Annotated in this window: 24 protein-coding genes; 21 read left to right on the plus strand and 3 right to left on the minus strand. The window is 35.4% G+C overall.

The annotated features are described in order from the left end of the window. Positions 1-71: 71 nt before the first annotated feature. Positions 72-1,298: a sporulation integral membrane protein YlbJ gene (ylbJ, locus tag V1503_RS17640; RefSeq protein ID WP_410628538.1), complete on the minus strand. Its 1,227-nt coding sequence runs from the start codon at positions 1,296-1,298 to the stop codon at positions 72-74. A gap of 176 nt (positions 1,299-1,474) precedes the next feature. Here ylbJ and V1503_RS17645 point away from each other — a divergent pair, with 176 nt between their 5' ends. Further along, the gene (locus V1503_RS17645; RefSeq protein ID WP_214483225.1) at positions 1,475-2,272 is read left to right on the plus strand and encodes a patatin-like phospholipase family protein; all 798 of its coding nucleotides are present in this window, start codon (positions 1,475-1,477) and stop codon (positions 2,270-2,272) included. After that, positions 2,262-3,275 carry a SepM family pheromone-processing serine protease gene (locus tag V1503_RS17650; RefSeq protein WP_410628539.1) on the plus strand — a complete coding sequence of 338 codons (1,014 nt, stop codon included), beginning with the start codon at positions 2,262-2,264 and terminating at the stop codon, positions 3,273-3,275. The genes V1503_RS17645 and V1503_RS17650 overlap by 11 nt, the downstream gene beginning before the upstream one ends. Before the next feature lie 232 nt (positions 3,276-3,507). Here V1503_RS17650 and V1503_RS17655 read toward each other — a convergent pair whose 3' ends face one another. Continuing rightward, the gene (locus V1503_RS17655) at positions 3,508-4,743 is read right to left on the minus strand and encodes a nucleotidyltransferase (protein ID WP_410628540.1); all 1,236 of its coding nucleotides are present in this window, start codon (positions 4,741-4,743) and stop codon (positions 3,508-3,510) included. 269 nt (positions 4,744-5,012) lie between these two features. On the opposite strand from V1503_RS17655, the gene V1503_RS17660 reads away from it, so the two are divergent. From V1503_RS17660 to V1503_RS17675, 4 genes are all read left to right on the plus strand, one after another. Next, positions 5,013-5,528 carry a YceD family protein gene (locus tag V1503_RS17660; RefSeq protein WP_410628541.1) on the plus strand — a complete coding sequence of 172 codons (516 nt, stop codon included), beginning with the start codon at positions 5,013-5,015 and terminating at the stop codon, positions 5,526-5,528. 66 nt (positions 5,529-5,594) lie between these two features. After that, a complete protein-coding gene (gene rpmF / locus V1503_RS17665) occupies positions 5,595-5,768 on the plus strand; it encodes a 50S ribosomal protein L32 (RefSeq protein ID WP_410628542.1) in 174 nt (57 codons plus the stop codon). Positions 5,769-5,859: 91 nt separating this feature from the next. Continuing rightward, positions 5,860-6,624, plus strand: a complete 765-nt coding sequence (locus tag V1503_RS17670; RefSeq protein WP_410628543.1) for an enoyl-CoA hydratase/isomerase family protein — start codon at positions 5,860-5,862, stop codon at positions 6,622-6,624. Positions 6,625-6,755: 131 nt separating this feature from the next. Continuing rightward, entirely contained in the window at positions 6,756-7,370 is a 615-nt protein-coding gene (locus V1503_RS17675; RefSeq protein WP_214483230.1) for an RsfA family transcriptional regulator, read from the plus strand. Positions 7,371-7,478: 108 nt separating this feature from the next. Here the strand turns inward: V1503_RS17675 and V1503_RS17680 are convergent, their stop codons facing one another. Further along, positions 7,479-7,955, minus strand: a complete 477-nt coding sequence (locus V1503_RS17680) for an N-acetyltransferase (RefSeq protein ID WP_214483231.1) — start codon at positions 7,953-7,955, stop codon at positions 7,479-7,481. Positions 7,956-8,111: 156 nt separating this feature from the next. Between V1503_RS17680 and V1503_RS17685 the strand changes: the two genes are divergently transcribed. The 15 genes from V1503_RS17685 to murD all read left to right on the plus strand — a co-directional run bounded on the left by V1503_RS17685 (position 8,112) and on the right by murD (position 26,081). Further along, the gene (locus V1503_RS17685) at positions 8,112-9,449 is read left to right on the plus strand and encodes an acetyl-CoA carboxylase biotin carboxylase subunit (protein WP_214483232.1); all 1,338 of its coding nucleotides are present in this window, start codon (positions 8,112-8,114) and stop codon (positions 9,447-9,449) included. A 108-nt stretch (positions 9,450-9,557) separates the two neighbouring features. Beyond that, complete coding sequence (locus V1503_RS17690) at positions 9,558-9,770, plus strand: biotin/lipoyl-containing protein (RefSeq protein ID WP_214483233.1); 213 nt, start codon at positions 9,558-9,560, stop codon at positions 9,768-9,770. A 20-nt stretch (positions 9,771-9,790) separates the two neighbouring features. Then, positions 9,791-11,332 (plus strand): acyl-CoA carboxylase subunit beta, encoded by a 1,542-nt coding sequence (locus V1503_RS17695; RefSeq protein WP_410628544.1) that lies wholly within the window; start codon positions 9,791-9,793, stop codon positions 11,330-11,332. A gap of 292 nt (positions 11,333-11,624) precedes the next feature. Next, positions 11,625-12,530, plus strand: coding sequence for a 2-dehydropantoate 2-reductase (locus tag V1503_RS17700; protein WP_410628545.1), 906 nt, complete (start codon positions 11,625-11,627; stop codon positions 12,528-12,530). Then, entirely contained in the window at positions 12,518-12,910 is a 393-nt protein-coding gene (locus V1503_RS17705; RefSeq protein WP_214483236.1) for a DUF3397 domain-containing protein, read from the plus strand. The genes V1503_RS17700 and V1503_RS17705 overlap by 13 nt, the downstream gene beginning before the upstream one ends. Before the next feature lie 91 nt (positions 12,911-13,001). Then, the gene (gene bshC, locus V1503_RS17710; RefSeq protein WP_410628546.1) at positions 13,002-14,630 is read left to right on the plus strand and encodes a bacillithiol biosynthesis cysteine-adding enzyme BshC; all 1,629 of its coding nucleotides are present in this window, start codon (positions 13,002-13,004) and stop codon (positions 14,628-14,630) included. Between the two features lie 423 nt (positions 14,631-15,053). Further along, a complete protein-coding gene (mraZ, locus tag V1503_RS17715) occupies positions 15,054-15,485 on the plus strand; it encodes a division/cell wall cluster transcriptional repressor MraZ (RefSeq protein ID WP_320208603.1) in 432 nt (143 codons plus the stop codon). A gap of 287 nt (positions 15,486-15,772) precedes the next feature. Next, complete coding sequence (gene rsmH, locus V1503_RS17720) at positions 15,773-16,705, plus strand: 16S rRNA (cytosine(1402)-N(4))-methyltransferase RsmH (RefSeq protein ID WP_410628547.1); 933 nt, start codon at positions 15,773-15,775, stop codon at positions 16,703-16,705. A gap of 256 nt (positions 16,706-16,961) precedes the next feature. Further along, positions 16,962-17,315, plus strand: coding sequence for a cell division protein FtsL (ftsL, locus tag V1503_RS17725; RefSeq protein WP_214483239.1), 354 nt, complete (start codon positions 16,962-16,964; stop codon positions 17,313-17,315). A gap of 4 nt (positions 17,316-17,319) precedes the next feature. Beyond that, entirely contained in the window at positions 17,320-19,578 is a 2,259-nt protein-coding gene (locus V1503_RS17730) for a penicillin-binding protein (RefSeq protein ID WP_410628548.1), read from the plus strand. Positions 19,579-19,649: 71 nt separating this feature from the next. Further along, positions 19,650-21,584 carry a stage V sporulation protein D gene (locus V1503_RS17735; RefSeq protein WP_320257105.1) on the plus strand — a complete coding sequence of 645 codons (1,935 nt, stop codon included), beginning with the start codon at positions 19,650-19,652 and terminating at the stop codon, positions 21,582-21,584. A gap of 285 nt (positions 21,585-21,869) precedes the next feature. Next, complete coding sequence (locus V1503_RS17740; protein ID WP_410628549.1) at positions 21,870-23,333, plus strand: UDP-N-acetylmuramoyl-L-alanyl-D-glutamate--2,6-diaminopimelate ligase; 1,464 nt, start codon at positions 21,870-21,872, stop codon at positions 23,331-23,333. 2 nt (positions 23,334-23,335) lie between these two features. Further along, a complete protein-coding gene (locus V1503_RS17745) occupies positions 23,336-23,761 on the plus strand; it encodes a hypothetical protein (protein WP_410628550.1) in 426 nt (141 codons plus the stop codon). Beyond that, positions 23,754-24,728, plus strand: a complete 975-nt coding sequence (mraY, locus tag V1503_RS17750; RefSeq protein ID WP_410628551.1) for a phospho-N-acetylmuramoyl-pentapeptide-transferase — start codon at positions 23,754-23,756, stop codon at positions 24,726-24,728. Before V1503_RS17745 ends, mraY begins: the two co-directional genes overlap by 8 nt. Beyond that, on the plus strand, positions 24,729-26,081 hold the full coding sequence (murD, locus tag V1503_RS17755) for a UDP-N-acetylmuramoyl-L-alanine--D-glutamate ligase (protein ID WP_410628552.1): 1,353 nt from the start codon (positions 24,729-24,731) through the stop codon (positions 26,079-26,081). The last annotated feature ends 34 nt before the right edge of the window (positions 26,082-26,115 follow it).

Raw genomic sequence — 26,115 nt, forward strand, 5'->3', positions numbered from 1 at the left:
TAGCATTCATGCGCCTTTCTTGATTAAAAGAAATTACTTGTGCTTATTTAAACAATGTTTGCAACAAAGCCTTACGAAAAGAGCCTTATTTTTTTTATATAAAGTAACACATAGCAACAAAGTGTTGTCAAGGTAATAATTGGTCCGTAAGTCCACATGATATATAAAAAATCATAAAACATACTGAAATTAGTATTTAATGAAAAAGAAGGTATGACGTTTGGTCCGTGCTCGGGTTTTACTATCGTATTAATGTATAGAGGCTTCCAAAGTATATATGCAAAAAGCGCAGCAAAAAATCCGTGAAAGATACGAGCGACAAAAAAGGGCCTAAAGCGTATATCGGTCTCAGCTAGAATACTTGCAACTTGGGCCTGAACTGATAAGCCACTGAAAGCAAGAATAAAGCTTGTAATCACTGCTTGGTAAATCAAGCTAATATTAGGTGTTTCACTAGTTAATTGACTTCCTAATGTTATTTCAAATAAACCGGAAAATAAAGGTATTCCTAATTCTTCGGGAAGATCAAAAACCGCTAACACATATTCCAAAAGATAAGCTACCACAGCTGTTATATGGACGATAGATAGCAATTTGTTTAAAACAGAAAATAAAATAATGAAACCACCGATCATTAATAATGTATGTACTGAGGATGTGATCGCATCCCCGAGTAATTTTCCTAGTGGCCTATTATCTTGCAGCCTAGATTCATGTGCAGAACGTAGTGCCTCATGTATAATTCTTTTCTTTCTGTTATTAGAAGGCTTGCTAATGACATTTTCTTTGCCGTGAAATCTCATTATTAATCCTACACAAATATTACCTAAATAATGTGATATGGCTAGGATGATACCTAAACTGGCATTTTGAAAAAAACCAATAGCTACCGCACCAAAAATAAACAATGGATTAGAAGAGTTAGTAAATGATACTAGGCGCTCCGCTTCTATTGCAGTTAACTGATTTTCTTGGCGTAATCTTGCTGTAAATTTAGCACCTGCAGGATAACCAGATGCCATTCCCATTGCCCATACAAATCCGCCTACACCGGGTACTTTGAATAATGGTCTCATAAGAGGCTCCAATAAAAAACCGATAAATCGAACAACTCCAAACCCTATGAGCAACTCAGATATAATAAAAAAGGGAAGTAACGACGGGAACACGACTCCCCACCAAATCTGTAACCCTCTTTGTGAAGCTTCAAATGATGCTTGTGGAAAAGAAATAAGGGCTATAGCTAGCAATAAGGCAGTTGTTGCTAATATTAATGAATTTACTTTTGTTATATTCAAGAGTATTGCCTCCCGTTTTATCTTCTTTCTATACAATGGATGTAGTAGGTGTTAGAATGAAAGAACGAATAAATCATGGTAAAAAGTTGTACAAACTTATATTTCAATATACGTGTATAGCACCTTTCTTTAGACCATAAGATTGAATATAGATCATTTTTTTGGAGGTATTTCTCATGCGAGATCCTATCATTGGTCTAGCTCTTGGTTCTGGAAGTGCAAGAGGCTTTGCCCACTTAGGGGTTATTAAAGTATTGACAGAGGAGAATATTGGAATAGACCTGATTGCTGGAAGTAGCATGGGTGCCGTTGTTGCAGCCTTTTATGGAGCTGGGCTAGACATTAATCGTCTATATAAAGTGGCTTATGCATTTAAAAGAAAATATTACTTGGATTTTACTGTTCCAAGGATGGGTTTTTTGGCAGGGAATAGAGTTAAAGAGCTCATTCGTATATTTACCCATGGGAAAATGATTGAAGACTTAGATATTCCGGTAGCTATTGTAGCAACCGATTTAATAAAGGGAGAAAAGGTAGTTTTTAGAACGGGACCAGTTGCTGATGCTGTCCGTGCGAGTATTGCAATTCCAGGAATTTTTGTGCCAGAAAAAATAAACAATCGAGTGCTAGTCGATGGAGGCGTTGTTGACCGCATACCTGTATCAGTCGTGAAAGAAATGGGTGCTGATATCGTGATTGGAGTTGATGTATCACATGTTAAAAAAAATGAAAGTATCTCATCCATTTTTGACGTGATTATGCAAAGTATAGACATCATGCAAGAAGAGCTAGTTAGCCATAGGGAAATTGCTTCTGATATAATGATTCGACCACATGTGGAACATATTAGTTCAAAAGCATTTTCCAATATAAAGGAGATTATTGAGATAGGCGAGGAGGAAACGAGAAAACAGCTCGAAAATATTATTACGGTTATTTCTACGTGGAAGGAGTCACAGCAAGGTGAAGACTAAAAGTTATATTCGATCGTTATTTATTGGTATTATACTTGCTATGCTAATTACTTTTGTACAGCTACCATTTTACATTACGAAACCTGGAACAGCACAAGAGCTTGCTCCTATTGTTCAAGTTGATGGTGGATATGAAGAAGAAGGGTCATTAATGCTAACAACAGTTAGAATGGGAAAAGCAAATGTTGTCTCATATATTTGGGCGAAATTGAGTGAATACCAAATGATTTACCCTGAGCAAGATATTCTCCAAGATAGAAGCGATGAGGAATATTCATACATTCAATTACATAATATGGAGAACTCAAAAAACAGTGCTATAACAGTTGCATATAATCAAGCAGATAAAAGTATAGAGTATAAATATAATGGATTATTTGTCTTTACGGTGCTAGATAATGTACCAGCTAAAGATTTTTTAAAAACAGCTGATCGTATTATACGAGTAGACGATAAAGATGTGAAAAGTTATGAAGACCTTACTCATTATCTATCAACAAAACAAGAGGGCGATGTAATTGAGGTTGTTGTTGAGAGGGATGGTGAGACGGTTGTTCAAGATATTGAGCTGATTACATTGGAAAATAAAGAGCAAGTAGGTTTAGGTGTACAACTTATAGAAGATGTGGAACTTAACGTAAACCCAAGCGTGGAAATTAATTCTGAGAAAATAGGTGGTCCATCTGCAGGATTAATGTTCACATTAGAAATCTATAATCAATTAGTTGAAGAAGACCTTACAAAGGGCTATGACATCGCTGGTACTGGTCAAATTTTTAATGATGGTACTGTCGGACCTATAGGAGGGATCTCTCAAAAAATTGTAGCGGCGGATAAGGCAGGGGCTGAAATCTTTTTCGCGCCAAATCAGAACGGAGCTAGTGACTCAAACTATAATGAAGCTGTAAAAACAGCTCAAGATATTGGAACTTCAATGGAAATTGTACCTGTAGATACATTTGAAGATGCTTTATTGTATTTACAATCTATACAGCCAGAGTAGTATTACATACTTATGCTGACTATTAATTGCAACTGAAGGCAGATCTCTTACATTAAATATAGAGGTTGCCTTCTTTATTTGTATAGCTGTTTTACGTACAATTAGATTTACCATGTATTCATTATAGTTCGTGGCAGCCTTTATTTCATTTTCATAACGCTGAAAACCCTAGCTAATCTTCTCTAACGGTGCTAATTTAGTAATAAAAGCACCAAAGTATATGTAAAGAGAGTTATTTAAACTTCCTAGCATCTTCATCAAACCTAATCGGTGGAGTTGAGTACTCTTGTTTAATTGCTGTTGAACATAAAGGTTCTGGTAAAATACTAGCATATACATGTGCAGCAGTAATATCTAACATGAATAATGGGTCTTCAAAGGAAGCTGCTTTCGAAATGATAGGTAGTTGTATTTTTTTCTTAACTTCATTCAAATACTGTTGCCCTCTCGTATTCATACCTAATAAACGTATATATGGAGATAGGGTAGATAATTGTAGTAAGTCGTCCTTTTTAGTATTCGTTAAAATATGTAGACATAGTCGCTGAAGTCGAGTCCAAGTATAACGCTTTGTCTTAATTTTTCCCATAAAAGTTATAAATGAAGTCGATTCTTTTATGTACTTCATAAGTCGATATTCTAACCCTTCCTCACATTCATATATTGATTCCAGCTCTGCTAGACTAGAAGTTAATAGCTTATATTTTAATAATGGAAAATAAGCTTCCCAGCTATGAAATCGATTGTACTGATTATAATAATTAATTAAGTGGTTCTTTGTAGATACAGGGATGTAGTTATCTATGTCATTTATATTACCGCTCTTTGAGAATAAAGTTTGACGGATACTGGTTGCACTAGCGATAGAAGGAGATGTAAATTCCTCATCATGATATTGAGCCCCTGTTCGGGTGATTGTTAATGGAGTTAGGCTACTGTGCTGATCATGAATTGCTTTCACATAGTGATAGCCTAGAATGTTATTTGGCTTAGATAAATCAAGCTTCACATTCGTAGTTTTTACTTCATTAAAAGCAATTGATGATGCTTTCGGATAACTATATCCTTTATCTATTGCATTCTTCACCTTTTCATTATATGTTGGTGCAGCTTGTTTCAAAAATTGGGCAGCATGTTGAAAATCTTTTATTTCTCCATGCTCACTTCCAAAACAAACTTCCTCACATAATAAAGCAGATAAAATTGAAATCGCTCCATTTGCAAACATTTCAGCATTTTGTGATGCATAGGCGTAAGGTAATTCGACAACGATATCTACACCAGCTTCTAAGGCCATCTTAGTCCTCGACCATTTAGATACTAGTGCGGGTTCACCGCGTTGCAGAAAATTTCCACTCATAACTGCTATAACACAATGCGTGCCTGTTTGTTTTTTTGTTTCTTGTAAATGAACGTAATGTCCATTATGAAATGGATTGTACTCAACGATAACACCTGCAGCCTTCACTTACACACCTCAGTTCTAGTTTAATATTGGAAAAATGTATACAATGATTTCTTTTATTATAATGTATATGAAAATGAAGTTCCATCTCTCAAATTCACAGTATTTATTTACTCAATTAAATTAATGAAAATAGAAGGGTAAGGAAGCTGCTTTAGATGAATAATAGTGTTAAAGGAACTTCCTATTTAAGAATGTAGATGTAAAGAAAAAATATTGACAAATGTGTTTTACAAAGCTATAATTACCTTTGTTGCCTTGAGGTGATATAATTGAAATGGACAATTCATCAACTATACCAATTACAGAACAAGGATATAATAATTGACGAAACTGTAGATGTAAGTGACATTAAACATATTGAGAAGTCAATTCGTAATATTTCACCTGTTAAAGTTACAGGTGTAGCAGATGTAAGTCATGCTAAAGCTATTTTTCACTTAACAATTACTGGTTCAATGGTTTTACCTTGCTCGAGAACATTGGTTGATGTACAATTTCCGTTTACTATTAAAACGACGGAAACCTTTTTATTTAAACAATCTGATTTTGATAATGAAGATGAGGTTCATAATGTTGAAGGAGATGTCGTTGACATTCTTCCGATCATAAAGGAAAATATTCTTCTAGAAATTCCAATGCAGATATATTCAGAAAGTGTACATGAAGCTAAAGTATTACAATCTGGAAAAGATTGGTCTGTTATTACTGAGGAAGATGTGAAAAATCAGATAGATCCACGTTTAGCTGGATTAGCAAAATATTTTGACAAAAATAAAGAAAATTAACAAAACGAAGAACCGGCATTATCCGGCCTTCATATGATTTTAATTCTCTTTAAGGAGGTGGGAATAATGGCTGTACCTTTTAGAAGAACATCTAAAACTAAAAAAAGAAAGCGTCGTACGCATTTCAAATTACAAGCCCCTGGTATGGTAAAATGCCCAAATTGTGGTGAAATGAAGCTTGCTCACCGCGTTTGTAAAGAATGTGGTACTTATAAAGGAAAAGAAGTAGTTAGCAACTAAATGATGTTGATTACTGACGTTAAAAAACACAAAGAGTAAATTCTTTGTGTTTTTTTCTATATCATTATATAAGTGGGGGGAAGGTACAAGAGTGGAGAAATTGATTATTAATAAAGACGATAATGGTGTAGTATGGGCTACAATTAACCGTTTGGCTAAAAGAAATGCGATCGATTATGATGTTATGAATAAATTGGAAACGCTTATAAACGATGTGAGAGAGACGGTTGATATTAAAGCAATCGTCATTACTGGAGCTGGTGACAAAGCATTTTGTTCCGGAGGTGATTTAAGTGTATTTCATCAATTAAAAACAAAAAGAGAGGCATATGAAATGCTTTCAAAAATGGGTGAAATACTATACTCGCTACAGACACTTCCTAAGCCAACTGTGGCACTATTAAATGGATTTGCAATAGGAGGTGGTTGTGAACTAGCAACAGCATGTGATTTTCGTTTAGTTAAGCAAGGCAGTAAACTAGGATTTATACAAAGTAAATTAGCGATAACAACAGGTTGGGGTGGAGCAACCTTATTAAATGAAAAAATTCCATATGATAAGGCACTTCAATTGCTAATGACAGCAAAAATGATTTCTGCAGAGAAGGCTTATGAAATTGGTTTTGTTAATGAAGTGTTAGATAACCAAGACTTAGTGAAACAGTGTAAAGAATTTCTGAAACCAATACTTGAAGCAGATGTACATGTACTATCCTCATATAAACAGGTATTAATTAATAAATGGAAAGCCCATCATTTAAAAGAAAGAATGTTTGCAGAAATTGAACAATGTGCATCTTTATGGGCAAGAGATGAGCATCACCATGCAGTCGAGGCTTTTTTGAATAACAATTAAGATATTTTTTAATGATTTATGTGTTATATATGGATAAAACATGAATTATTTGTATTGTGATAGTTTATATATAGTCTATCTTTTCTAGTAGCAGCATATGTATTAAAAAAAAGCTACTGGGAGGTAGGGTAATGTCAACGACTCGGCAGGATGCATGGACAAACGATGAGGATTTACTGTTAGCTGAGGTTGTGTTGAGGAATATTCGTGAAGGTGGAACGCAATTGGCAGCTTTTGAGGAAGTCGGCAGACGGTTATCACGAACTGCAGCCGCCTGTGGTTTCAGGTGGAATTCGTATGTTCGTAAACAATATAAGTCTGGTATTGAGCTTGCTAAGAAACAAAGAAAGCAATTAAAAAATGGGCAAGAATCAACACTTACCACAGTTGAACATAAAGAAAATGATTTTCAGTCATCTGAACCTTTAGTTGATGATTTATCATTGAAAAAAGTAATAACTTATTTGCAAATTATCGACTCATCTCAAAATGAATACGATGAATTAGTTATAGAAAATAAACAATTAAAAAAACGTGTGGCGCATTTAGAAAACAAAATGGATAAGGTCGATGAGGAGAATCAATCGCTGTTAACCAATCTACGACAAGTTGAAGATGATTACAAAGCGTTAATAGAAATTATGGAACGTGCAAGGAAGATGGTTGTGCTGCAAGAAGAGGAAAAGCAAAGTAAAGTAAAATTCCAAATGGACAGAAATGGAAATTTAGAGAGGGTTGAAAAATAATCAATAGCACCTATGTAATTTACAAAAAATAAAAAAAAGAAACAGTTAGTTTAAAAGAAACTGTTTCTTTTTTATGTCCATGTATTGAATGTGTTGAAATGGTATATATTATCGAGTCTGTTCTTTAACACCATTAGGATGCCATAATAACGGATTTTCACCAAAGTCTCTTTCTACATCATAAGTAGCAGCAGAAAACCCCATTTTAGTCCAAAACTCTGCTGATTTTACACGGGGGTTAGTTTTGATAGGTAGGTTAAAACTCTTCGCGAAATTGACTAAAGCGGTTCCAAAATTTTTCCTTTGAAATGCAGGTAATACCTCAAGTTTCCATAGCTCTAGGTATGTTTGTGGTGGGTCAAAGTATTTATCATATTTTGCATCAACTTTATATAAACTCATTCGAGCGACTAACTTACCACCGTAGTATATTCCATAAAATGGAGAATCACTATTGTTTTCGATGATATTTGTTTGAAGATCATCAAGCATAGATAATTCTTGTAGCCCGTATTCTTTAAATTTTTTAAATTCTTCTATTGTTTTATAGTTTACGAGTAATCGTTCTATTTTATAAGTTTCCATCATAATCTTCCTCCCACATAACCTTATATTTTTATTATATAACAAAGTGACACAAAATTCTGTAGAAAATAATTAGAAAGCGTTTTCATAAATAGAAGGAATATTAAAAATTTTGTAGAAATATATACAAATAAGATATAGAACAGGAGTGTGCAAATGAAGAAAATACTAATTGCGAACAGAGGGGAGATTGCCTCTAGGGTAATTCGAACATGTAACAATATGGGGATTGAGACAATAGCGATTTATTCTGATGCTGATAAGAATTTACCATACGTAAATGAAGCTACTAAAGCGATCCGTATCGGGGAATCTCCTGTTCAAAAATCATATATGGCTATGGATGCTATCGTAAAATTAGCTTTAGAGGAAAATGTAGATGGTATTCACCCAGGGTATGGTTTTTTATCCGAAAATGCAATGTTTGCAAAGTTAGTTAATGATAATGGTATAACTTTTATTGGCCCACAACATGACGTTATTGCTTTAATGGGAGAAAAAATCCAAGCACGAAAGGAAATGCAAAAGGCTGGAGTACCTATTGTGCCAGGGAGTCATGAGTCTGTTAGTTCAGTTGAAGAGGCATGCGTTATAGCTGATAAAATTGGATACCCGGTAATGATAAAAGCAAGTAGTGGCGGTGGCGGAGTTGGGATGCAACGTTGTAATGACGAGCAAGAATTAAAGAAGGTGGTTGTGTCAATTAAAAACCGTGCTAAAGCATATTTTGGGAATGATGAAATATTTATTGAGAAATATGTTGCCGATGCGAGGCATATTGAAATTCAAATATGTGCTGATACAGCTGGGAATATTGTTCATTTGTTTGAGAGAGATTGTTCAATTCAACGTAGAAATCAAAAGGTGATTGAGGAAACACCTTCACCGTTCCTATCAGAGGAATCGAGAAGAGCAATGATTGATTGTGCATTAAAAGTCGCTGCACATGTAGGGTATACCAATGTAGGAACAGTTGAATTTGTAGTAGATAACGATGAGAATTTCTATTTTTTAGAAATGAATACGAGGTTACAAGTTGAACATCCGATCACTGAAATGGTTACAGGGATTGATCTAGTTGAATGGCAAATAAGGTTGTCATGTGGGGAAAATATGCCATTATTACAGCATGAGATAAATAGTAACGGGCACGCGCTAGAATTTCGATTATATGCAGAAGATCCAGTTACATATTTGCCCTCGCCAGGTACTCTTAATGTATTAACTTATCCATCAACAGAGGGTGTCAGAATAGATAAAGGGTATGATGAAGGTTGCCAAGTCACCCCATTTTATGATCCGATGATCGCAAAGCTAGTCATACATGGTCTTGATCGAAATGATGTATTACATAAGGCTGAAAAATTGCTTGAAGAAATGAAAGTTGAAGGGATAAAAAACAACTTACCTTTACTTGAAAAGGTTATTCAAAATGAGATGTTTCGAGAAGGGTGTTATACTACCTCTTTTTTATCAAGGCAGTATTCACGCTGATGTTCTCTCATAGAACTTCATCTAGTTGTTTTAACTTATATCAATAGTAAAAGTTTGTGAAATGACCGCTTAATAGAAAAAAACACCTGAATTGGGAGGATATATGGTATGAAAGAAATATATGCATCGATGGCAGGTACTGTACTAAATTTATTAGTTGAGAAGGAAGAACAGATTACTAAAGGCCAACAGGTTATTATTCTAGAATCAATGAAAATGGAAATACCAATTGAGAGTTCAATAGAAGGGGCTGTAAATGAAATAAAAGTGGAGATAGGAGATTTCGTAAATGAAGGAGATGTTCTCATCGTATTAGGATAAAGGGAAGGAGAATTTAAACAATGGTTCAAGTAAGCGATTTAGATAAAGTTTTATCAGAAAAACTAGAAAATATTGAACGTGGAGGAGCAGAAAAGTATCATCAAAAACAAAAAGAGCAGAACAAATTATTTGTTAGAGATAGATTGAAACTGCTCTTTGATCGAGGGGTATATATAGAAGATGGAATGTTCGCAAACGATCAAGCTGGGGATTTACCCGCTGACGGAGTAGTTACAGCTACTGGAACAATCAATGGGCAAACAGTATGTGTGATGGCTAATGATTCGACTGTGAAGGCTGGTTCATGGGGAGCAAGAACAGTCGAAAAAATTATTCGCATCCAAGAGTCAGCAGAGAAACAAAAGGTGCCGTTGTTATATTTAGTCGATTCGGCTGGTGCACGCATTACTGATCAGTTAGAGATGTTTCCAAATCGCCGTGGAGCAGGTCGTATATTTCATAATCAAGTACGCCTATCTGGGGTCATTCCTCAAATTTGTATTTTGTTCGGGCCGTCCGCTGCTGGAGGAGCATATATACCAGCTTTTTGTGATATTGTAATAATGGTCGATAAGAATGCATCAATGTATTTAGGCTCCCCTCGAATGGCTGAGAAGGTCATCGGTGAAAAAGTAACGCTTGAAGAAATGGGTGGAGCTCGCATGCATTGTACAATAAGTGGATGTGGTGATGTACTTGCTGGAAATGAAGAAGAGGCAATTCGCTTAGCTCAAACGTATTTAACGTATTTCCCTGCTAATTCCCAGTCTAAACCAAGCCATATTGAGGCACGAGAGTCGAGTCATAGTAAGAGTTTGGCTGATATCATCCCTGTGCATCAAAATGCTCCTTTTGATATGTATGATTGTATTAACGCACTTGTAGATAAAGATAGTTTTTTTGAGATTAAGAAATTATTTGCTGCCGAACTTATTACTGGTTTAGCTAGAATAGATGGTCGCTGTGTTGGAATTATAGCCAATCAACCGAAAGTGAAAGGCGGAGTTTTATTCGTTGATTCCGCAGATAAAGGGGCTAAATTTATTCAGCTGTGTGATGCTTTTCATATTCCTTTATTATTCTTAGCTGATGTACCAGGTTTTATGATAGGAACAAAGGTTGAACAGGCTGGAATAATTAGACACGGTGCTAAGTTTATAGCTGCAATGAGTTCAGCTACTGTGCCAAAAATCTCTGTTATTGTTCGAAAAGCTTATGGGGCCGGGCTATATGCAATGGCGGGACCAGCTTTTGAGCCTGATTGCTGTATAGCACTTCCAACTGCGCAAATAGCTGTAATGGGTCCTGAAGCGGCAGTAAATGCAGTTTATTCTAACAAAATAAGTAACATAGAAGACCCAAAAGAAAGAATAGCATATATTCAGCAAAAGCAAGAGGAGTATAAACAGCATATAGATATATATAAATTAGGATCTGAAATGATTATAGATACAATTGTATCACCAAATGATTTACGAAAAGAGTTAATTGATAGGTTTACAATTTATGAAACTAAAGAGATAGCAGATGTCCAACGTAAGCATCCTGTTTATCCAGTTTAAACGATGCTATAAAGTGAGGTCAAAAATGTTATATAAGTACTAAAGTAAATAAACAAACAGAGGATGACGATCATTATAGTGTTATCCTCTGTTTATTTATTTACAGAATCAATGTTGTTAAAATACGCCTGTACTAATTTTGCTTAGGTCCAAATTATGAGGAACTTTGGCACTTGCTGTTAGTTAAAGTAACAACATTAGGCAGTTTTTACGAGATTATGTAACACTGCTTCCGCTATTTTTGTTAAAATAGTTTCATAATACATAGAACCTGATATAAAAGGAGGTTTATATGCAAATAGGGGTTATTGGTGCTGGTTCAATTGGACTATTATATGCGTGTTACCTTTCAATATATCATCAAGTTACGATTTATACTCGACGCAAAGATCAAGCTAGGCAAATAAATTCCAAAGGTATTCAATTGATCAAGAGCGGTGTTCAATCCACGTATAAGGTTACTGCAAAAGTATTAGACGATGGGTTAGATCACGAGGATTTGATTATTGTTACGGTTAAAGAGTATCACTTAGACCGTGTTCTGAATACGACGAATCAATTTCGAAATGTTAATGCACTGTTATTTTTGCAAAATGGTATGAAGCATATTTCACTATTTGAGAAACTAAACAATGAAGTAATACTTGTTGGGGTCGTTGAGCATGGCGCGTTAAAAATTAATGACTATACAGTAAATCATACTGGTGTTGGAATAACGAAAATTTGTTCATTTAGAAATGGAGAAGGCGTAATACAGTCGTTTCAAAAAGGTCAACACTCCGACTTTGGGGTTTTAGTTGCTGAAGATTGGTATAAGGTGCTTTCTGAAAAGTTAATTGTTAATGCTGTAATCAACCCATTAACCGCCTTATATTGTGTGGAAAATGGAGACTTACTTTCCAATCGTTTTTTTCTTTCGAGAATGAAGAATCTATTTATAGAAGTGACATCAGTTATGAATGTTAATACAACTAATATGTGGGAACGTCTAGAACATATTTGTATACAAACTCAGAATAATCGCTCATCTATGCTAAGAGATATTGAGAGTGGGCGACAGACAGAAATCGATGCAATATTAGGATATATCATAGCAGAGGCTGATAAGATGGGGAAAAGTGTACCAGTTAGTACATTTTTGTATGATTCTATAAAAGGTAAAGAATTGCAGAGAGGTGATTCGTCATGTCACAGTTAGTAGCAGGTGTTTTTGCAACAGTTGTCACTATTCCAATAATTGGTTTGTTTCTTGTGTATTTCATCTTATGTAAGATCACCCGTCGTAAAAGGAATTCTCTGTTAATGGCTATCGACATTTCAACAGCCTTATTTATCTTGTCAGTATATTATTTGACAGAGGTTATTTGGGGACAATCTATGTTTTGGCTTATCCTACTTATAATCGTGTTAATTGCGATGGTTGTTGTTATTTTACAGTGGAAAATTAAACAAGATATCGATATGCGCAAAGTATTAAAAGGATCGTGGCGGTTTAGTTTTTTGTTTTTCTTTTCTGCCTACATCATTTTGTTTGTTTACGGCTTAATTGATCGTGTATTGGCATTTGTTAACACTTAATAGTTTACGAGCAAGTTCTTTCCATTTTTTAAAAATCAATGCTATACTACGGGGAGTAGATATAAAAGCAGCTAGAAAGGAAGTTAAATTCATGGAGGTTAATGATCTTTTTCTCCCTTCATTAAATAAATTTGCAACTGATTACATGGGGAATTCCAAAGAGTGTCATCAGTTTTTTCATTACAATATTCATGATGCAACAGTGTATGAACAAAGAAAAGATGAGCTTGCATCAAGACGGTTTCAGCGTGAGAGGCTCGTAAAGCATCTACTACGTTATCACTCTAAATTTCAACATAATGACAAATCTAAACAGCATATTGAAAAGCTTCTAGATCAAAATAGCCTTGTTGTAATCGGTGGTCAACAAGCAGGATTATTAACAGGCCCTTTGTATACTATTCACAAAATATTGACAATAATCCAAACAGCAAAGCAGCAAGAGAAGGAACTAAATGTCCCAGTCTTACCTGTGTTTTGGATAGCTGGTGAAGATCATGACTTTGATGAAATTAATCATCAATATGTAGAGACAGAAAGCGGCATGAAGAAAAAATCGTACAATCGCCATAATACTAATAAGCAAATGGTATCAGATATACATATAGACAAACACCTTTGTGAGCAATGGATACAAGAAATCATTCAATCGTACGGTGAATCAAATTATACACATGAAATTCTATCTATGCTTAAACAGAGCTTACATGATACAGAAACTGTTGTTGACTTTTTTGCTCAAATCTTAATAACATTATTTGCTGATGAAGGGCTTATCGTTGTTAACTCAGCTTCCCCTGATCTACGTGAAATAGAATCTGAATTTTTCCATCATCTTATCTATAACAATTCACAACTAGCAGAAGCGGTGTCTATGCAACAACATGTGTTAGAAGAAGTTGGATATAACAAAGTGCTAGATGTGAATATCAATTCTTCAAATTTGTTTTATCAATATAATGAAAATCGAGTGCTTTTGGAAAGGGATGGGGCTGAAGGATACTTTAAAGGTAAGAATAATGAAGTGAAGATATCATTTGATGAACTTATTCAAATAGCAGAATCATCACCCCATTTGCTGAGCAACAATGTAGTTACAAGACCCCTCATGCAAGAATACTTATTCCCAACATTAGCATTTATTGCTGGACCAGGAGAACTTGCCTATTGGGGTGAGCTTAAAAATGCCTTTTCATTGTTCGATTTTAAAATGCCACCAATTATACCGAGAGCTAATATTACGATTGTTGACCGAACAATTACATCTGATTTAGAGAAGTTAAATATACCAATAGATGATGTTTTACAAGGTAATTTGCTTTCTTATCGTGATGATTGGGTGAAAACCGAGCTGAAGTATGACTTTGAAAGTATCATTAACAATGCGAAAGAAGAGGTTGAACAAATTCATCAACAAATTAGGCGAAAAGCAACAGAAGTAGATGCTAACTTACATTCTGTCCTTGTTAAAAATGCTCAATTAATACAATCTCAGTTTGAATTTGTTTCAACTTTAATTAATCGTTCTATCGAGACTAAACATGAAGTAACATTGAAAAAGTTTCAAAGGATAGAGAACTGTTTACGACCAAATCATTTACCTCAAGAAAGGGTATGGAATATATTTTACTTTTTAAATAAATATGGGTTTGGTTTTATGCAGCAATTAGTAAATGCTCCGATAAAATATAATGGGAACCATCAATTAATTTATCTATAAATGTAAGAAATGCTATTTGAAGAGAGTGCACATTTATAGCTACATCAAGGTTTTTATCGCATTAATTGTTATTATAGACTTAAGAATATGAACACGTATACATCATGTGTTCGTGGCATCTTTGTTACTTTTATAATTGTTGGATTAGGATGATACATCTTGCTGGCCATTTTTAATTAAAAGAGCATAAATGACAGCTAATTTAAACCTCTGTATTCATACAGAGGTTTTTTTGTATGCCATTATTTTTTTCTGAAATAAGGCTTGTTGTTGTCTTGTATAACAAATATTTACTTATTTTGTACTGAAGCAAACAAAGTCGATATTTGACTACATATGCTTTTATGGCTAAATTACAAAAAAAAGGGTGGAGAGAAGTGGGGAGATGTGGTACATTATTGTTAGAAAGTGGGGTTGTGTATCATGTTTATGGGAGAATTCCATCACAACATTGATCAAAAAGGTCGAATGATTATCCCTGTTAAGTTTAGAGATAATCTGGGCGATTCTTTTGTCCTTACAAGAGGGTTAGATCAGTGTTTATTTGCTTACCCCTTGAGTGAATGGAGCATTATTGAAGAGAAGTTAAAAAGCCTCCCATTAACAAAAAAAGATGCACGTGCTTTTACTCGTTTCTTTTTTTCCGGCGCTATAGACTGTGAAATTGATAAACAAGGTAGAATAAATATACCTATTTCGCTGAGGAAATACGCCTTAATTGAAAAGGAATGTGTAGTAATTGGTGTCTCTAATCGCATTGAAATTTGGAGTAAGATAAGTTGGGATCAATATGTTTCTGAGTCTGAGGAATCATTCGCTGAAATCGCAGAAAACATGATCGATTTTAACTTTTAATGAACGAGTTTAAAGCAGGTGCTTTTTTCAAACATTGTTGCTACTACTACATGGCCACTGATTAAAAGAGGTTTTATGCGATCTTCTTGAATTTATAGTAGAAAAGCTGCCAAAAACTTTAACTAATATCGTGTTCATTGTTTAGTATGAAAAACAACAATCGATGTGAAAACGGCCTATGCGTAACATAGTTATTTACTAAATTGATAATTTGAACAGAGAGACAAATACTACTCAATAAGTAGAAAATATGGGCAAAGTATATTTGTCTCAAGGTGGTGCTAGACATGTTTAAACATAAGACAGTTTTATTAGACGAAGCAGTAGATGGCTTACGAATTAATCCAGACGGTATATATGTTGACTGTACTCTTGGTGGTGCAGGTCATAGTGAATTAATTGTGAGCAAGCTATCTAATAGTGGAAGGTTAATTGCGTTTGACCAAGATGAAACAGCGATCGAACATGCGAAAAAAAAATTAGCAAAACATCAAGATAAGATTACAATCATCAAGAGTAATTTTCGATACATACAACAAAGACTAGTAGAAATAGATATTCATGCTGTTGATGGTATTTTATTTGACTTAGGAGTATCTTCTCCCCAATTGGATACGCCTGAGAGAGGTTTTAGTTATAATTACGATGCGCCATTAGATATGAGAATGGACCATCAAGCAACTTTATCTGCATATGATGTTGTAAATCATTGGCCCTACGAACAATTGGTAAGAATATTTTTCCAATACGGGGAGGAGCGTTTTTCAAAACAGATCGCTCGGAAGATTGAAGCTGCTCGAGAAAAGAAACCAATTGAAACGACAAGTCAATTAGTTGACCTTATAAAGGATGGAATTCCTGCAGCGGCACGTCGAACTGGCGGACATCCTGCGAAAAGAATTTTTCAAGCTATTCGAATTGCTGTTAATGATGAACTACAAGTGTTTGAAGATGCACTTGGACAGGCTATTGACATGTTAAAGTCTGGTGGCAGAATTTCTGTTATTACATTTCACTCATTAGAAGACCGGATGTGTAAAGTAGCTTATAAAAAAGCAAGTGAAGGTCCTCCTCTTCCCCCTGGACTACCTGTAGTACCAGATGAGTATAAGCCAACCTTAAAGCTCGTTACACGAAAACCTATTTTACCATCAGCTAACGAACTAGAACTAAATAACCGAGCACGTTCAGCAAAGCTTAGAATTGCGGAAAAAATGTAACTTTTTCGATATCATTTGTCCAAGACTAATTGAAGAACCTCTAATAAGCTATATTTTCTTATCTTTTCAAAAGGCTCTTTTCGTAACTTTTGTATAAAGAATTACTTAGTGAGAACATCTTGGTATATTTTTATGAGGTTCATAACATGTATAAAAACGAAAAGATGCCCCGAAATGTTGTTGTATACGTGTTACTTAGGTACGATTAACAACAATTTATTCGATCACAGCCTTTAAAAAAGGAGAGAAGAAATGAATGAGTAACTTAGCACACAGAGTTCAAGAACAGCGTCAACACGAAGTCAAACATAAACGTAAATTAGTCAAAAAGAAGAGCGCGAAGATATCATTAGGTGAAAAATGTATATTGCTAATGTTTGCAACTGCAATATTAGTTGGTGGCATAACCATCATATCAAATACAGCTTCGATATACGCTTTAAATAAAGAGATTCAACAAACTGAGACTTCCATAGCTGAACAAGGAAGAGTAAACACAGATTTACAGGTGGAAATTCAAGAGCTTAGTACATACGAAAGGATATGGCAAAAAGCACAGGAGCTAGGGTTACAACTAAACGAAAAAAATGTAAAAGTAGTGCAGGATTGATATTATGACGATAAAAAGAAAAAATATTAACAAAGGAGCAGCGTTGTTAAGTATTGTTTTCACACTGCTCTTTTTTATGTTGTTGATACGTTTTGTGTTTATTCAATGGTCAGGGGAAGCAGGCGGTGAAGTATTAGCGATTAAAGCTGAAGAGAAGTATAAGAGACAAAGAACGATAGAGGCAAGAAGAGGCTCAATCTACGATAGAAATGGTGAAGTAATTGCAGAAGACATCCCTTCTTATACAATTGCGGCTGTGGTTGATGAAAGCTTAACAACTGATGAAGACGAGCCAAATCATGTAGTTGATCCACGCGATACTGCTGAAAAATTAGCACCACTAATTGGCATGAATGTACATGAGATGGTAGGGATTTTAGAGTTGGATAGGAAGCAAGTTGAGTTTGGACGTTATGGTCGCAATATTAGCCATCAATTGAAAAATGAGATTGAGGAGTTAAAATTACCTGGTATCACATTTATTCGAGATGAGAAGCGTTATTATCCAAATGGCGTATTTGCATCCAGTGTGATTGGGTATACAGTGAAAGAAGAAATTGAAGACGATACACAAATTCGTAAACAAACAGTGGGAATGTTAGGACTTGAGCAATCACTAAATGATTACTTGCATGATGAAGATGGGTATATTACGTACGAAGGTGATCAACAAGGCTTCCGACTCCCTAATAAAGAGACTAAGATTGTACCACCGGAAAATGGGAATGATGTATATTTAACGATTGACAGGAAAATTCAAAGTTTCTTGGAAGATGCTATGAACAAGGTGAATGAAGAATATACACCAGAAAAAATGATTGGCGTTATTGCAAACGCTAAGACTGGTGAAATCTTAGCAATGAGTACAAGACCTTCGTTTGATCCTAACGTAAGGGATATTGAGAACTATTTAAATGATGCTATTTCCTACCCTTATGAACCAGGTTCAACGATGAAAATATTTACACTTGCTGCCGCAATTGATGGCGGTGTATATGATGGCGAAGAAAGATTTAAATCTGGTTCCTATTCAGTTCCTGGGAGTAAACCGATAAATGATATAAACACTACCTGGGGTGTTATCAATTTTAATGAAGCGGTTAGGCGATCTTCTAATGTTGGTTTTGCCATCCTTGCTTATGAGAAATTAGGTCCTGATAAATTCTACGAATATTTGCAAGCTTTTCATTTTGATCAGCCTACAGGTATTGATTTACCTGGGGAGGTAGCAGGTAGCATTTTGTTTAACTATCCAATTGAACAAGTAACGACAGCCTTTGGTCAAGGAACAACTGTAACACCTATCCAACTCGTTCAAGCCGCAACTGCTATTACTAATGGTGGTGAAATGTTACAGCCGTATATTATCGATAGAATAGTTGATTCAAGTACGAATGAAGTAATAGAGCAAGGTGAATCAAAAGTTGTGGGGAAGCCTGTATCTAACAATACTTCTGAAGAAGTATTAGATTTGCTTGAGCAAGTTGTTGTAGGTGAACATGGGACTGGAGCAGCTTATGATATAGAGGGCTATCAAGTTGCTGGAAAAACAGGAACCGCTGAAATACCTAACCCTAACGGCGGAGGGTATCTAAAAGGACACGGAAATTATATTTTTTCCTTCCTCGGTATGGCCCCAAAAGAAGACCCTGAATTAATCATGTATGTTTCGGTGAAAATGCCGAACATAGCACCAAACGAAAAAGGGTCAGCACCCGTTTCAAAAATATTTAATCCTGTTATGGAAAGTAGTTTGAAATATTTAAATATACTTCCTACTGAAGTAGAGGACGAACAAAGAAATCTACAAAACACAGCTGTTACGATAAAATCTTATATTGGAAAGTCTCCACAGGAAGCTGTTAATAGTATTGAAAAAAGTGGCCTATCCCCAATATTAGTTGGGAATGGGGAAAAAATTATAGCGCAATATCCTAACAGTCAAATCGAAGTGATCGCTGATGAAAAAGTAATTTTAGTTACCGATGGAGAATTATTAATGCCTGATATGATGGGTTGGTCATTACGGGACGTCTTAAAGGTTGTTGAACTATTAGAATTGCAGCCAAATATAGTAGGTAGTGGTTATGTTACGAAACAAAATATCTTCCCTCATTCGGTCGTTCAGAAAGGTGATTTGCTTATCATCGATCTTCAACAACCGGCAGTAACAGCGGAATTAGCAAATGAATCATCAATGGATGGTGAAGGCGCCGATTTAGAACAAGGTGAAGATGAGGAAACAATTGAAGTGTTAGACTAAAGGAGATCTGTTCTAAACAATGATGTACAAGCATATATTTGAACGAGCAATTTTATGGGAGGTTCACTTATATGCGTGTGTCTCAAGTTACAGTAAGAAAAAGGTTAACTTTAACATTATTAGTAGGTTTACTCATCTTTTTTATCATTGATGTACGCTTAGGGTATGTTCAATTTTTATTAGGTAATGAATTGACTGAAAAGGCTGAAGGCTTATGGAGTCGGGATATAAAATTTGAACCTAAACGTGGCGAAATACTAGACCGAAATGGCGTTCCTTTAGCAACAAACATCAGTGCTCCTACTGTTTGGGTTGTCCCTAGACAGATAGAAGATCCTGTACACACGGCTACTAAACTAGCTGAAGCATTAGACATGTCAAAAGAAAAAGCATACAAACTTGTCACTGCGGAAGAAGTGAATGTCAGAATTCACCCAGAGGGTAGAAAAATATCTCATGAGAAGGCAAATGAGATTCAGGAGTTAGACCTAGCAGGTGTATATATCGGTGAAGACTCCAAGCGTCATTATCCATTTGGCAGCTATTTATCGCATGTATTAGGGTTTGCAGGCATTGATAATCAAGGGTTAATGGGTCTTGAACTTTATTATGACAAACAGTTAAATGGTGAACAAGGCTCTGTGCAATTTTATGCTGATGCGAAAGGGAAAAGGATGCCTGATATGGCAGATGATTACAACCCACCAATTGATGGAAATGATTTGAAGCTAACCATTGATACGAGGGTTCAGACGATCATTGAACGTGAATTAGACATTGCTGAAGCTGCTTATAATCCAGATGGGATTATTGCAATTGCTATGGACCCAAACAACGGAGAGATACTTGGTATGGCGTCTAGACCAGATTTTGACCCAGCTAATTTTCAAAATGTTGCTCCAGAAATTTACAACCGAAATTTGCCAGTTTGGAGTACGTATGAACCAGGTTCAACCTTTAAAATTATTACTCTAGCAGCTGCTTTACAAGAGGAAGAAGTTAATTTAATTGAAGATCATTTTTATGATTCGGGCTCAATTTCTGTAGGAGGATCTAAGCTTCGGTGTTGGAAAAGCGGAGGTCATGGCAGTCAGTCATTTTTGGAAGTTGTACAAAATTCATGTAACCCAGGCTTTGTAGAGCTGGGTCAAAGATTGGGAAAAGATAAATTATTTTCTTACATTACTGCATTTGGTTTTGGAGAAAAAACTGGAATAGATTTGGCTGGGGAAGGGACTGGCATTTTGTTTGATTTGGAAAAGGTAGGGCCAGTCGAACTCGCTACAACTGCTTTTGGTCAAGGGGTCTCTGTTACACCTATTCAACAAGTTGCAGCAGTAGCTGCTGCGGTCAATGGTGGAATATTGTACACACCCTATATCGCGAAGGAATGGATTGATCCAATCACAGGAGATGTGATAAGTCGCAATACTCCTGATGAAAAGCGCCGTGTCATTTCAGAAGAGGTCTCAGAACAAGTACGATACGCTCTGGAAAGTGTTGTAGCGCTAGGGACAGGAAAAGGTGCATATGTTGATGGTTATAGAGTAGGTGGAAAAACAGGAACTGCTCAAAAGGCAGTAGACGGTCGTTATTTAGAGAATAATTATGTTGTATCATTCATAGGTTTTGCCCCAGCAGATGATCCACAGATTGTTGTGTACATTGCAGTAGATAACCCAAAAAATACAGTTCAATTCGGTGGAGTGGTAGCTGCTCCTATTGTTGGCAATATTATGGATGATAGTTTAAGGGCTTTAGACATTAAACAAAGAGACGGACAAATTGAGAAAGAAGCAACGTGGTTAGATGAACCGCAAATTACAGTACCTAATCTTGTAGGATTAACTAAGAAGGACCTTCATACGCAACTCGTAAATTTAAAGATTGACAGTAGCGGGGAAGGCGATGAAGTCATACAACAAGCTCCAGCTGCTGGTGCAAAAGTAAAGCAAGGTTCCACCATTAGAGTGTTTTTTGGTGATACAGACAAAGAACGAGAGTAAAAAAATTTTGATCTATCACTCCATTTTAGTTTATGATTATTGAATATAGAAATTATCCTCCCCACCTTTAAAGGTGGGGTCATTAATCATCAAGTTGTAATGGTTGTTCAAATAAGTGTGATCGAGATGGTGATCTAAGATACATTAGAAACAAGTATTGATGAAAAAGATAATTCGTTTTATAATTTTTTTTGTGTTTAAATTATATAGTATACATATATACATAACTTTGAATACGATGATAGTCATATCTATATAGATATAATACTGAGAGGAATTGGTTTTATGGACTTACAAACTTTGCAATCATTGTTGTATGATTTTCCAAAGAAGGTTGCGGAAAATCCAACGATTACCTCAATAGAAACGAACTCACGTGACGTAAAGCAAGGAAGTCTGTTTATTTGTATAAAAGGGAATACGGTTGATGGACATGATTTTGCACAAGAAGCGATTAATAAAGGTGCCGTAGCTATCATTGCCGAAAAATCATTAGATGTGGATGTGCCGGTAGTCGTTGTACAGGATACAACACGTGCAGTATCAGTTATTGCAGATGCCTTCTATGAACAGCCTACTAAACGGTTTAGGCTGATCGGTGTCACGGGGACGAACGGCAAAACGACAACTACTCATATTATTGAGGAAGTTTTCCAACATGCTAAACAAAAGACTGGATTAATTGGGACGAATACTATAAAAATTAATAATCAAACTTATGGCGTAAAGAATACAACACCAGAAGCCTTAACGCTTCAAAAAACATTTAAAGAAATGGTTGATAATCAAGTTGATACTGCAATCATGGAGGTATCTTCACATGCCCTCGATTTAGGAAGAACTTTTGGGTGTGATTTTGATGTGGCAGTTTTTACGAATTTAAGCCAAGATCATTTAGATTATCACGAGACAATGGCTGAATATCGCCGTACAAAAGGGTTATTATTTGCTCAATTAGGTAATAGCTATAATCACAGTAATCCTAAGTATGCAATATTAAATGCTGATGACGATGCAAGTGATGAATATAGAAGAAGCACAGCTGGAACAGTGATTACTTATGGGGTGCAAAATCAAAGTGATTTTATGGCAAAAAATATAAAAATGACTCCTTTTGGGACGAATTTTGAACTAATAACCCCTTATGAAACATTTAAAGTTTCAATGAAATTAATAGGTCTTTTCAATGTATACAATGTGCTGGCTGCAACAGCAGCTTGTTTTGTTTCAGGGATCTCCCTCACTTCAATTATTAGTACAATAGAAACTTTAGAAGGAGTAAGTGGTCGTTTTGAAGTAGTTGATGGGGGGCAAGACTACACAGTCATTGTTGATTATGCCCATACACCTGATAGCTTAGAAAATGTGTTAAAGACAATCAATGAATTTGCTAGCTCCGATGTATACGTTGTAGTAGGGTGTGGAGGGGATAGAGATAGAACTAAACGTCCGTTAATGGCTAAGGTAGCTGAAAAATATAGTAACTTGCCGATATTCACTTCAGATAACCCTCGTTCAGAAGATCCTGAGAAAATCTTAGCGGAGATGGAAGACGGAGTAAAAGGAAAAGATTATATATCGATCATAGATCGTAAGGAAGCAATTTCTTATGCGATTGGCCATGCAAATAAAGATGATATCGTTTTAATCGCTGGTAAGGGGCATGAGACATACCAAGAGATTGGTGGCCAGAGGCTTGACTTTGATGATCGTGAAATCGTACTCCAACGTATAAAGGAGCGACTATAGCTATGCTTCGATACCATCATCTAAAAAAATTATACCCGCATACTAGGGGTGTTGAGGATGATATCCATTTCAAATATGTCTTTACAGATTGTAATATATTAGTGAATAAAGGGTTATATGTACCAATCAATAGCCAGGGTGATGATAACAGAGATTTATTCACAGCAATAGAAAATGGAGCAGTAGGATCATTATGGAACGAAGAACGGGAATTACCAAAATATATACCAAATCATTTTCCTGTTTTTATTGTTCATGATTCGTATATAGCCTTAAAGAAATTACTTGTTTTTTATGATAATTTGTTGCAATTGGAAGATATAGGTGAAACTAATCGTTCGGTATTTAAGGGCGATATACCAATTGAGGAAAATGAGTTGAATATAAAAATATTAAAACTAATGAAAGGGGGGGATAATCTTGCTTGAAAAAGTAGTGCTATTTTCAATATTGATGGCATTTTTAATAAGTGTATTATTATCTCCAGTTTTTATTCCCTTCTTACGTAGACTTAAATTTGGACAGAGCATTCGTGATGAGGGACCCAAATCACATCAAAAGAAATCTGGTACACCTACGATGGGTGGAATTGTCATTTTGCTATCCATTATACTTACTGTAGTTATTATGACATCAAAATATACAGAGGTAACGGTAAATACATATCTGTTACTATTTGTTACATTAGGTTATGGTTTGTTAGGGTTTTTGGATGATTTCATTAAGGTAGTGATGAAAAGAAATCTAGGTTTAACGTCTAAACAAAAATTAGCAGGACAAATTATTATTGCTGTAATCTTCTATGTAGTATTAATGCAGAATAATATTTCTACTACAGTTGCTATTCCTGGATTTGATGTTTCTATCGATTTATCTTGGGCATATATTATCCTACTTATTTTTTGGTTAGTAGGCTTTTCAAACGCAGTTAATTTAACTGACGGTTTGGATGGGCTTGTTTCAGGTACAGCTGCAGTAGCCTTTGGAGCGTTTGCAGTATTAGCTTGGAATCAAACACAATACGATATAGCTATTTTTGCTGTTGCGGTAGTTGGTGCGGTACTTGGCTTTTTAGTGTTTAATGCACATCCAGCTAAAGTTTTTATGGGGGATACTGGTTCACTTGCTCTCGGAGGGGCTTTAGCAACTGTGGCCATTCTAACAAAGCTTGAAATTATATTGCTAATTATAGGTGGTGTTTTTGTCATTGAAACACTATCTGTCATCATCCAAGTCATATCATTTAAAACAACTGGTAAAAGGGTGTTTAAAATGAGTCCCCTACATCATCATTATGAGTTAGTAGGGTGGTCAGAGTGGAGAGTTGTCGTTACTTTTTGGACGGTAGGTTTATTATTTGCAATGCTTGGATTATATATTGAGGTGTGGTTGTAATTGAAGAATACTGAACGTTTTCGCGATAAAAAAATACTTGTTTTAGGTTTAGCTAAAAGTGGTTTATCTGCGGCTAAGCTATTAATAGAACTAGGTGCCGAAGTAACAATCAACGATAAAAAGCCTTACGAAGAAAATGAAAATACGCGAAATTTGTTACATTTAGGTGTGGACATTATTTGTGGAAGTCATCCAGTAGACTTGCTCGAAGAAAATTTTGATTTAATCGTAAAAAATCCAGGGATTCCTTATACAAATCCCATTGTGGTAGAAGCATTAAAAAGAGCTATTCCAATCATTACCGAAGTTGAATTAGCTTATTCAATTTCAGAAGCAGAGTTTATTGGTATCACAGGTTCGAACGGGAAAACAACGACGACAACATTAATTTATGACATCATGATGCAAGCACAGAAGAACCCTCTCATTGCCGGAAATATCGGGACTGTTGCTTCTGATGTTGCACAAATAGCAACAAGCGAGCAAATGATTGTAACTGAATTATCCTCCTTCCAATTGCAAGGGGTTGATCAGTTTCGTCCCAAAATATCAGTAATATTAAACATTTTTGATGCACACCTTGATTATCATGGTACGAAGGAAGCTTATGTTAAAGCGAAAGCGAAAATATTTCAACAGCAAACTCCAACAGATTTTGTTGTTCTTAATGCTGACGATAATATACTTGTAGAACTATCTAAAGTAGCTCAAGCTAAGAAAGTATTTTTTTCAACAAAGCAAAAGTTAAAAACCGGAGCGTATGTAAATAATCATACGATTTTCTTTAATGATGAAGAAATTATTAGTACTGATGAAATTGTACTTCCTGGTGAACATAGCTTGGAAAATATTTTGGCTGCTGTTGCTGTGTGTAAGCTTTTAAATATAACAAATGATGCAATAGGTGATGTATTGAAAAGATTTTCAGGGGTTAAACACCGCTTACAGTATGTTAAAACATATCATGGTCGGAAATTTTATAATGATTCAAAAGCAACAAATATTTTAGCAACACAAAAGGCACTCAACGCTTTTTCAGCACCAATCATTTTATTAGCAGGTGGACTTGATCGAGGGAATCATTTTAAAGACCTTGTCCCCTATTTACAAAATGTGAAAACACTAGTGACATTTGGTCAAACAGCTGAGTTGTTAGAAGAAGCTGGAGTGGAAGCAGGAATAAAAAACATGGTTCGTGTCGATAATGTTGAAAAGGCTGTTTCTGTAGCCTATGACAACTCCGATAAAGGTGATATCATTCTGTTATCTCCTGCATGTGCAAGTTGGGATCAATATACAACATTTGAGGAAAGAGGAGACATTTTTATAGACGCAGTGCATATGCTTAACTAAGGGCTTGGCCGCTCTTAATTTAGGACGTTGAGGT

Origin of the sequence: Nanhaiella sioensis (assembly GCF_046557775.1) — a bacterium.
Taxonomy (GTDB): domain Bacteria; phylum Bacillota; class Bacilli; order Bacillales; family SM2101; genus Nanhaiella; species Nanhaiella sioensis.

Coding starts and splice junctions, on each gene's coding strand:
- V1503_RS17645 (WP_214483225.1), top strand. CDS start 1,475: ATGCGAGATCCTATCATTGGTCTAGCTCTTGGTTCTGGAAGTGCAAGA.
- rpmF (WP_410628542.1), top strand. CDS start 5,595: ATGGCTGTACCTTTTAGAAGAACATCTAAAACTAAAAAAAGAAAGCGT.
- V1503_RS17675 (WP_214483230.1), top strand. CDS start 6,756: ATGTCAACGACTCGGCAGGATGCATGGACAAACGATGAGGATTTACTG.
- V1503_RS17680 (WP_214483231.1), bottom strand. CDS start 7,955: ATGGAAACTTATAAAATAGAACGATTACTCGTAAACTATAAAACAATA.
- V1503_RS17685 (WP_214483232.1), top strand. CDS start 8,112: ATGAAGAAAATACTAATTGCGAACAGAGGGGAGATTGCCTCTAGGGTA.
- V1503_RS17690 (WP_214483233.1), top strand. CDS start 9,558: ATGAAAGAAATATATGCATCGATGGCAGGTACTGTACTAAATTTATTA.
- V1503_RS17695 (WP_410628544.1), top strand. CDS start 9,791: ATGGTTCAAGTAAGCGATTTAGATAAAGTTTTATCAGAAAAACTAGAA.
- V1503_RS17700 (WP_410628545.1), top strand. CDS start 11,625: ATGCAAATAGGGGTTATTGGTGCTGGTTCAATTGGACTATTATATGCG.
- V1503_RS17705 (WP_214483236.1), top strand. CDS start 12,518: ATGTCACAGTTAGTAGCAGGTGTTTTTGCAACAGTTGTCACTATTCCA.
- bshC (WP_410628546.1), top strand. CDS start 13,002: ATGGAGGTTAATGATCTTTTTCTCCCTTCATTAAATAAATTTGCAACT.
- mraZ (WP_320208603.1), top strand. CDS start 15,054: ATGTTTATGGGAGAATTCCATCACAACATTGATCAAAAAGGTCGAATG.
- rsmH (WP_410628547.1), top strand. CDS start 15,773: ATGTTTAAACATAAGACAGTTTTATTAGACGAAGCAGTAGATGGCTTA.
- ftsL (WP_214483239.1), top strand. CDS start 16,962: ATGAGTAACTTAGCACACAGAGTTCAAGAACAGCGTCAACACGAAGTC.
- V1503_RS17730 (WP_410628548.1), top strand. CDS start 17,320: ATGACGATAAAAAGAAAAAATATTAACAAAGGAGCAGCGTTGTTAAGT.
- V1503_RS17735 (WP_320257105.1), top strand. CDS start 19,650: ATGCGTGTGTCTCAAGTTACAGTAAGAAAAAGGTTAACTTTAACATTA.
- V1503_RS17740 (WP_410628549.1), top strand. CDS start 21,870: ATGGACTTACAAACTTTGCAATCATTGTTGTATGATTTTCCAAAGAAG.
- V1503_RS17745 (WP_410628550.1), top strand. CDS start 23,336: ATGCTTCGATACCATCATCTAAAAAAATTATACCCGCATACTAGGGGT.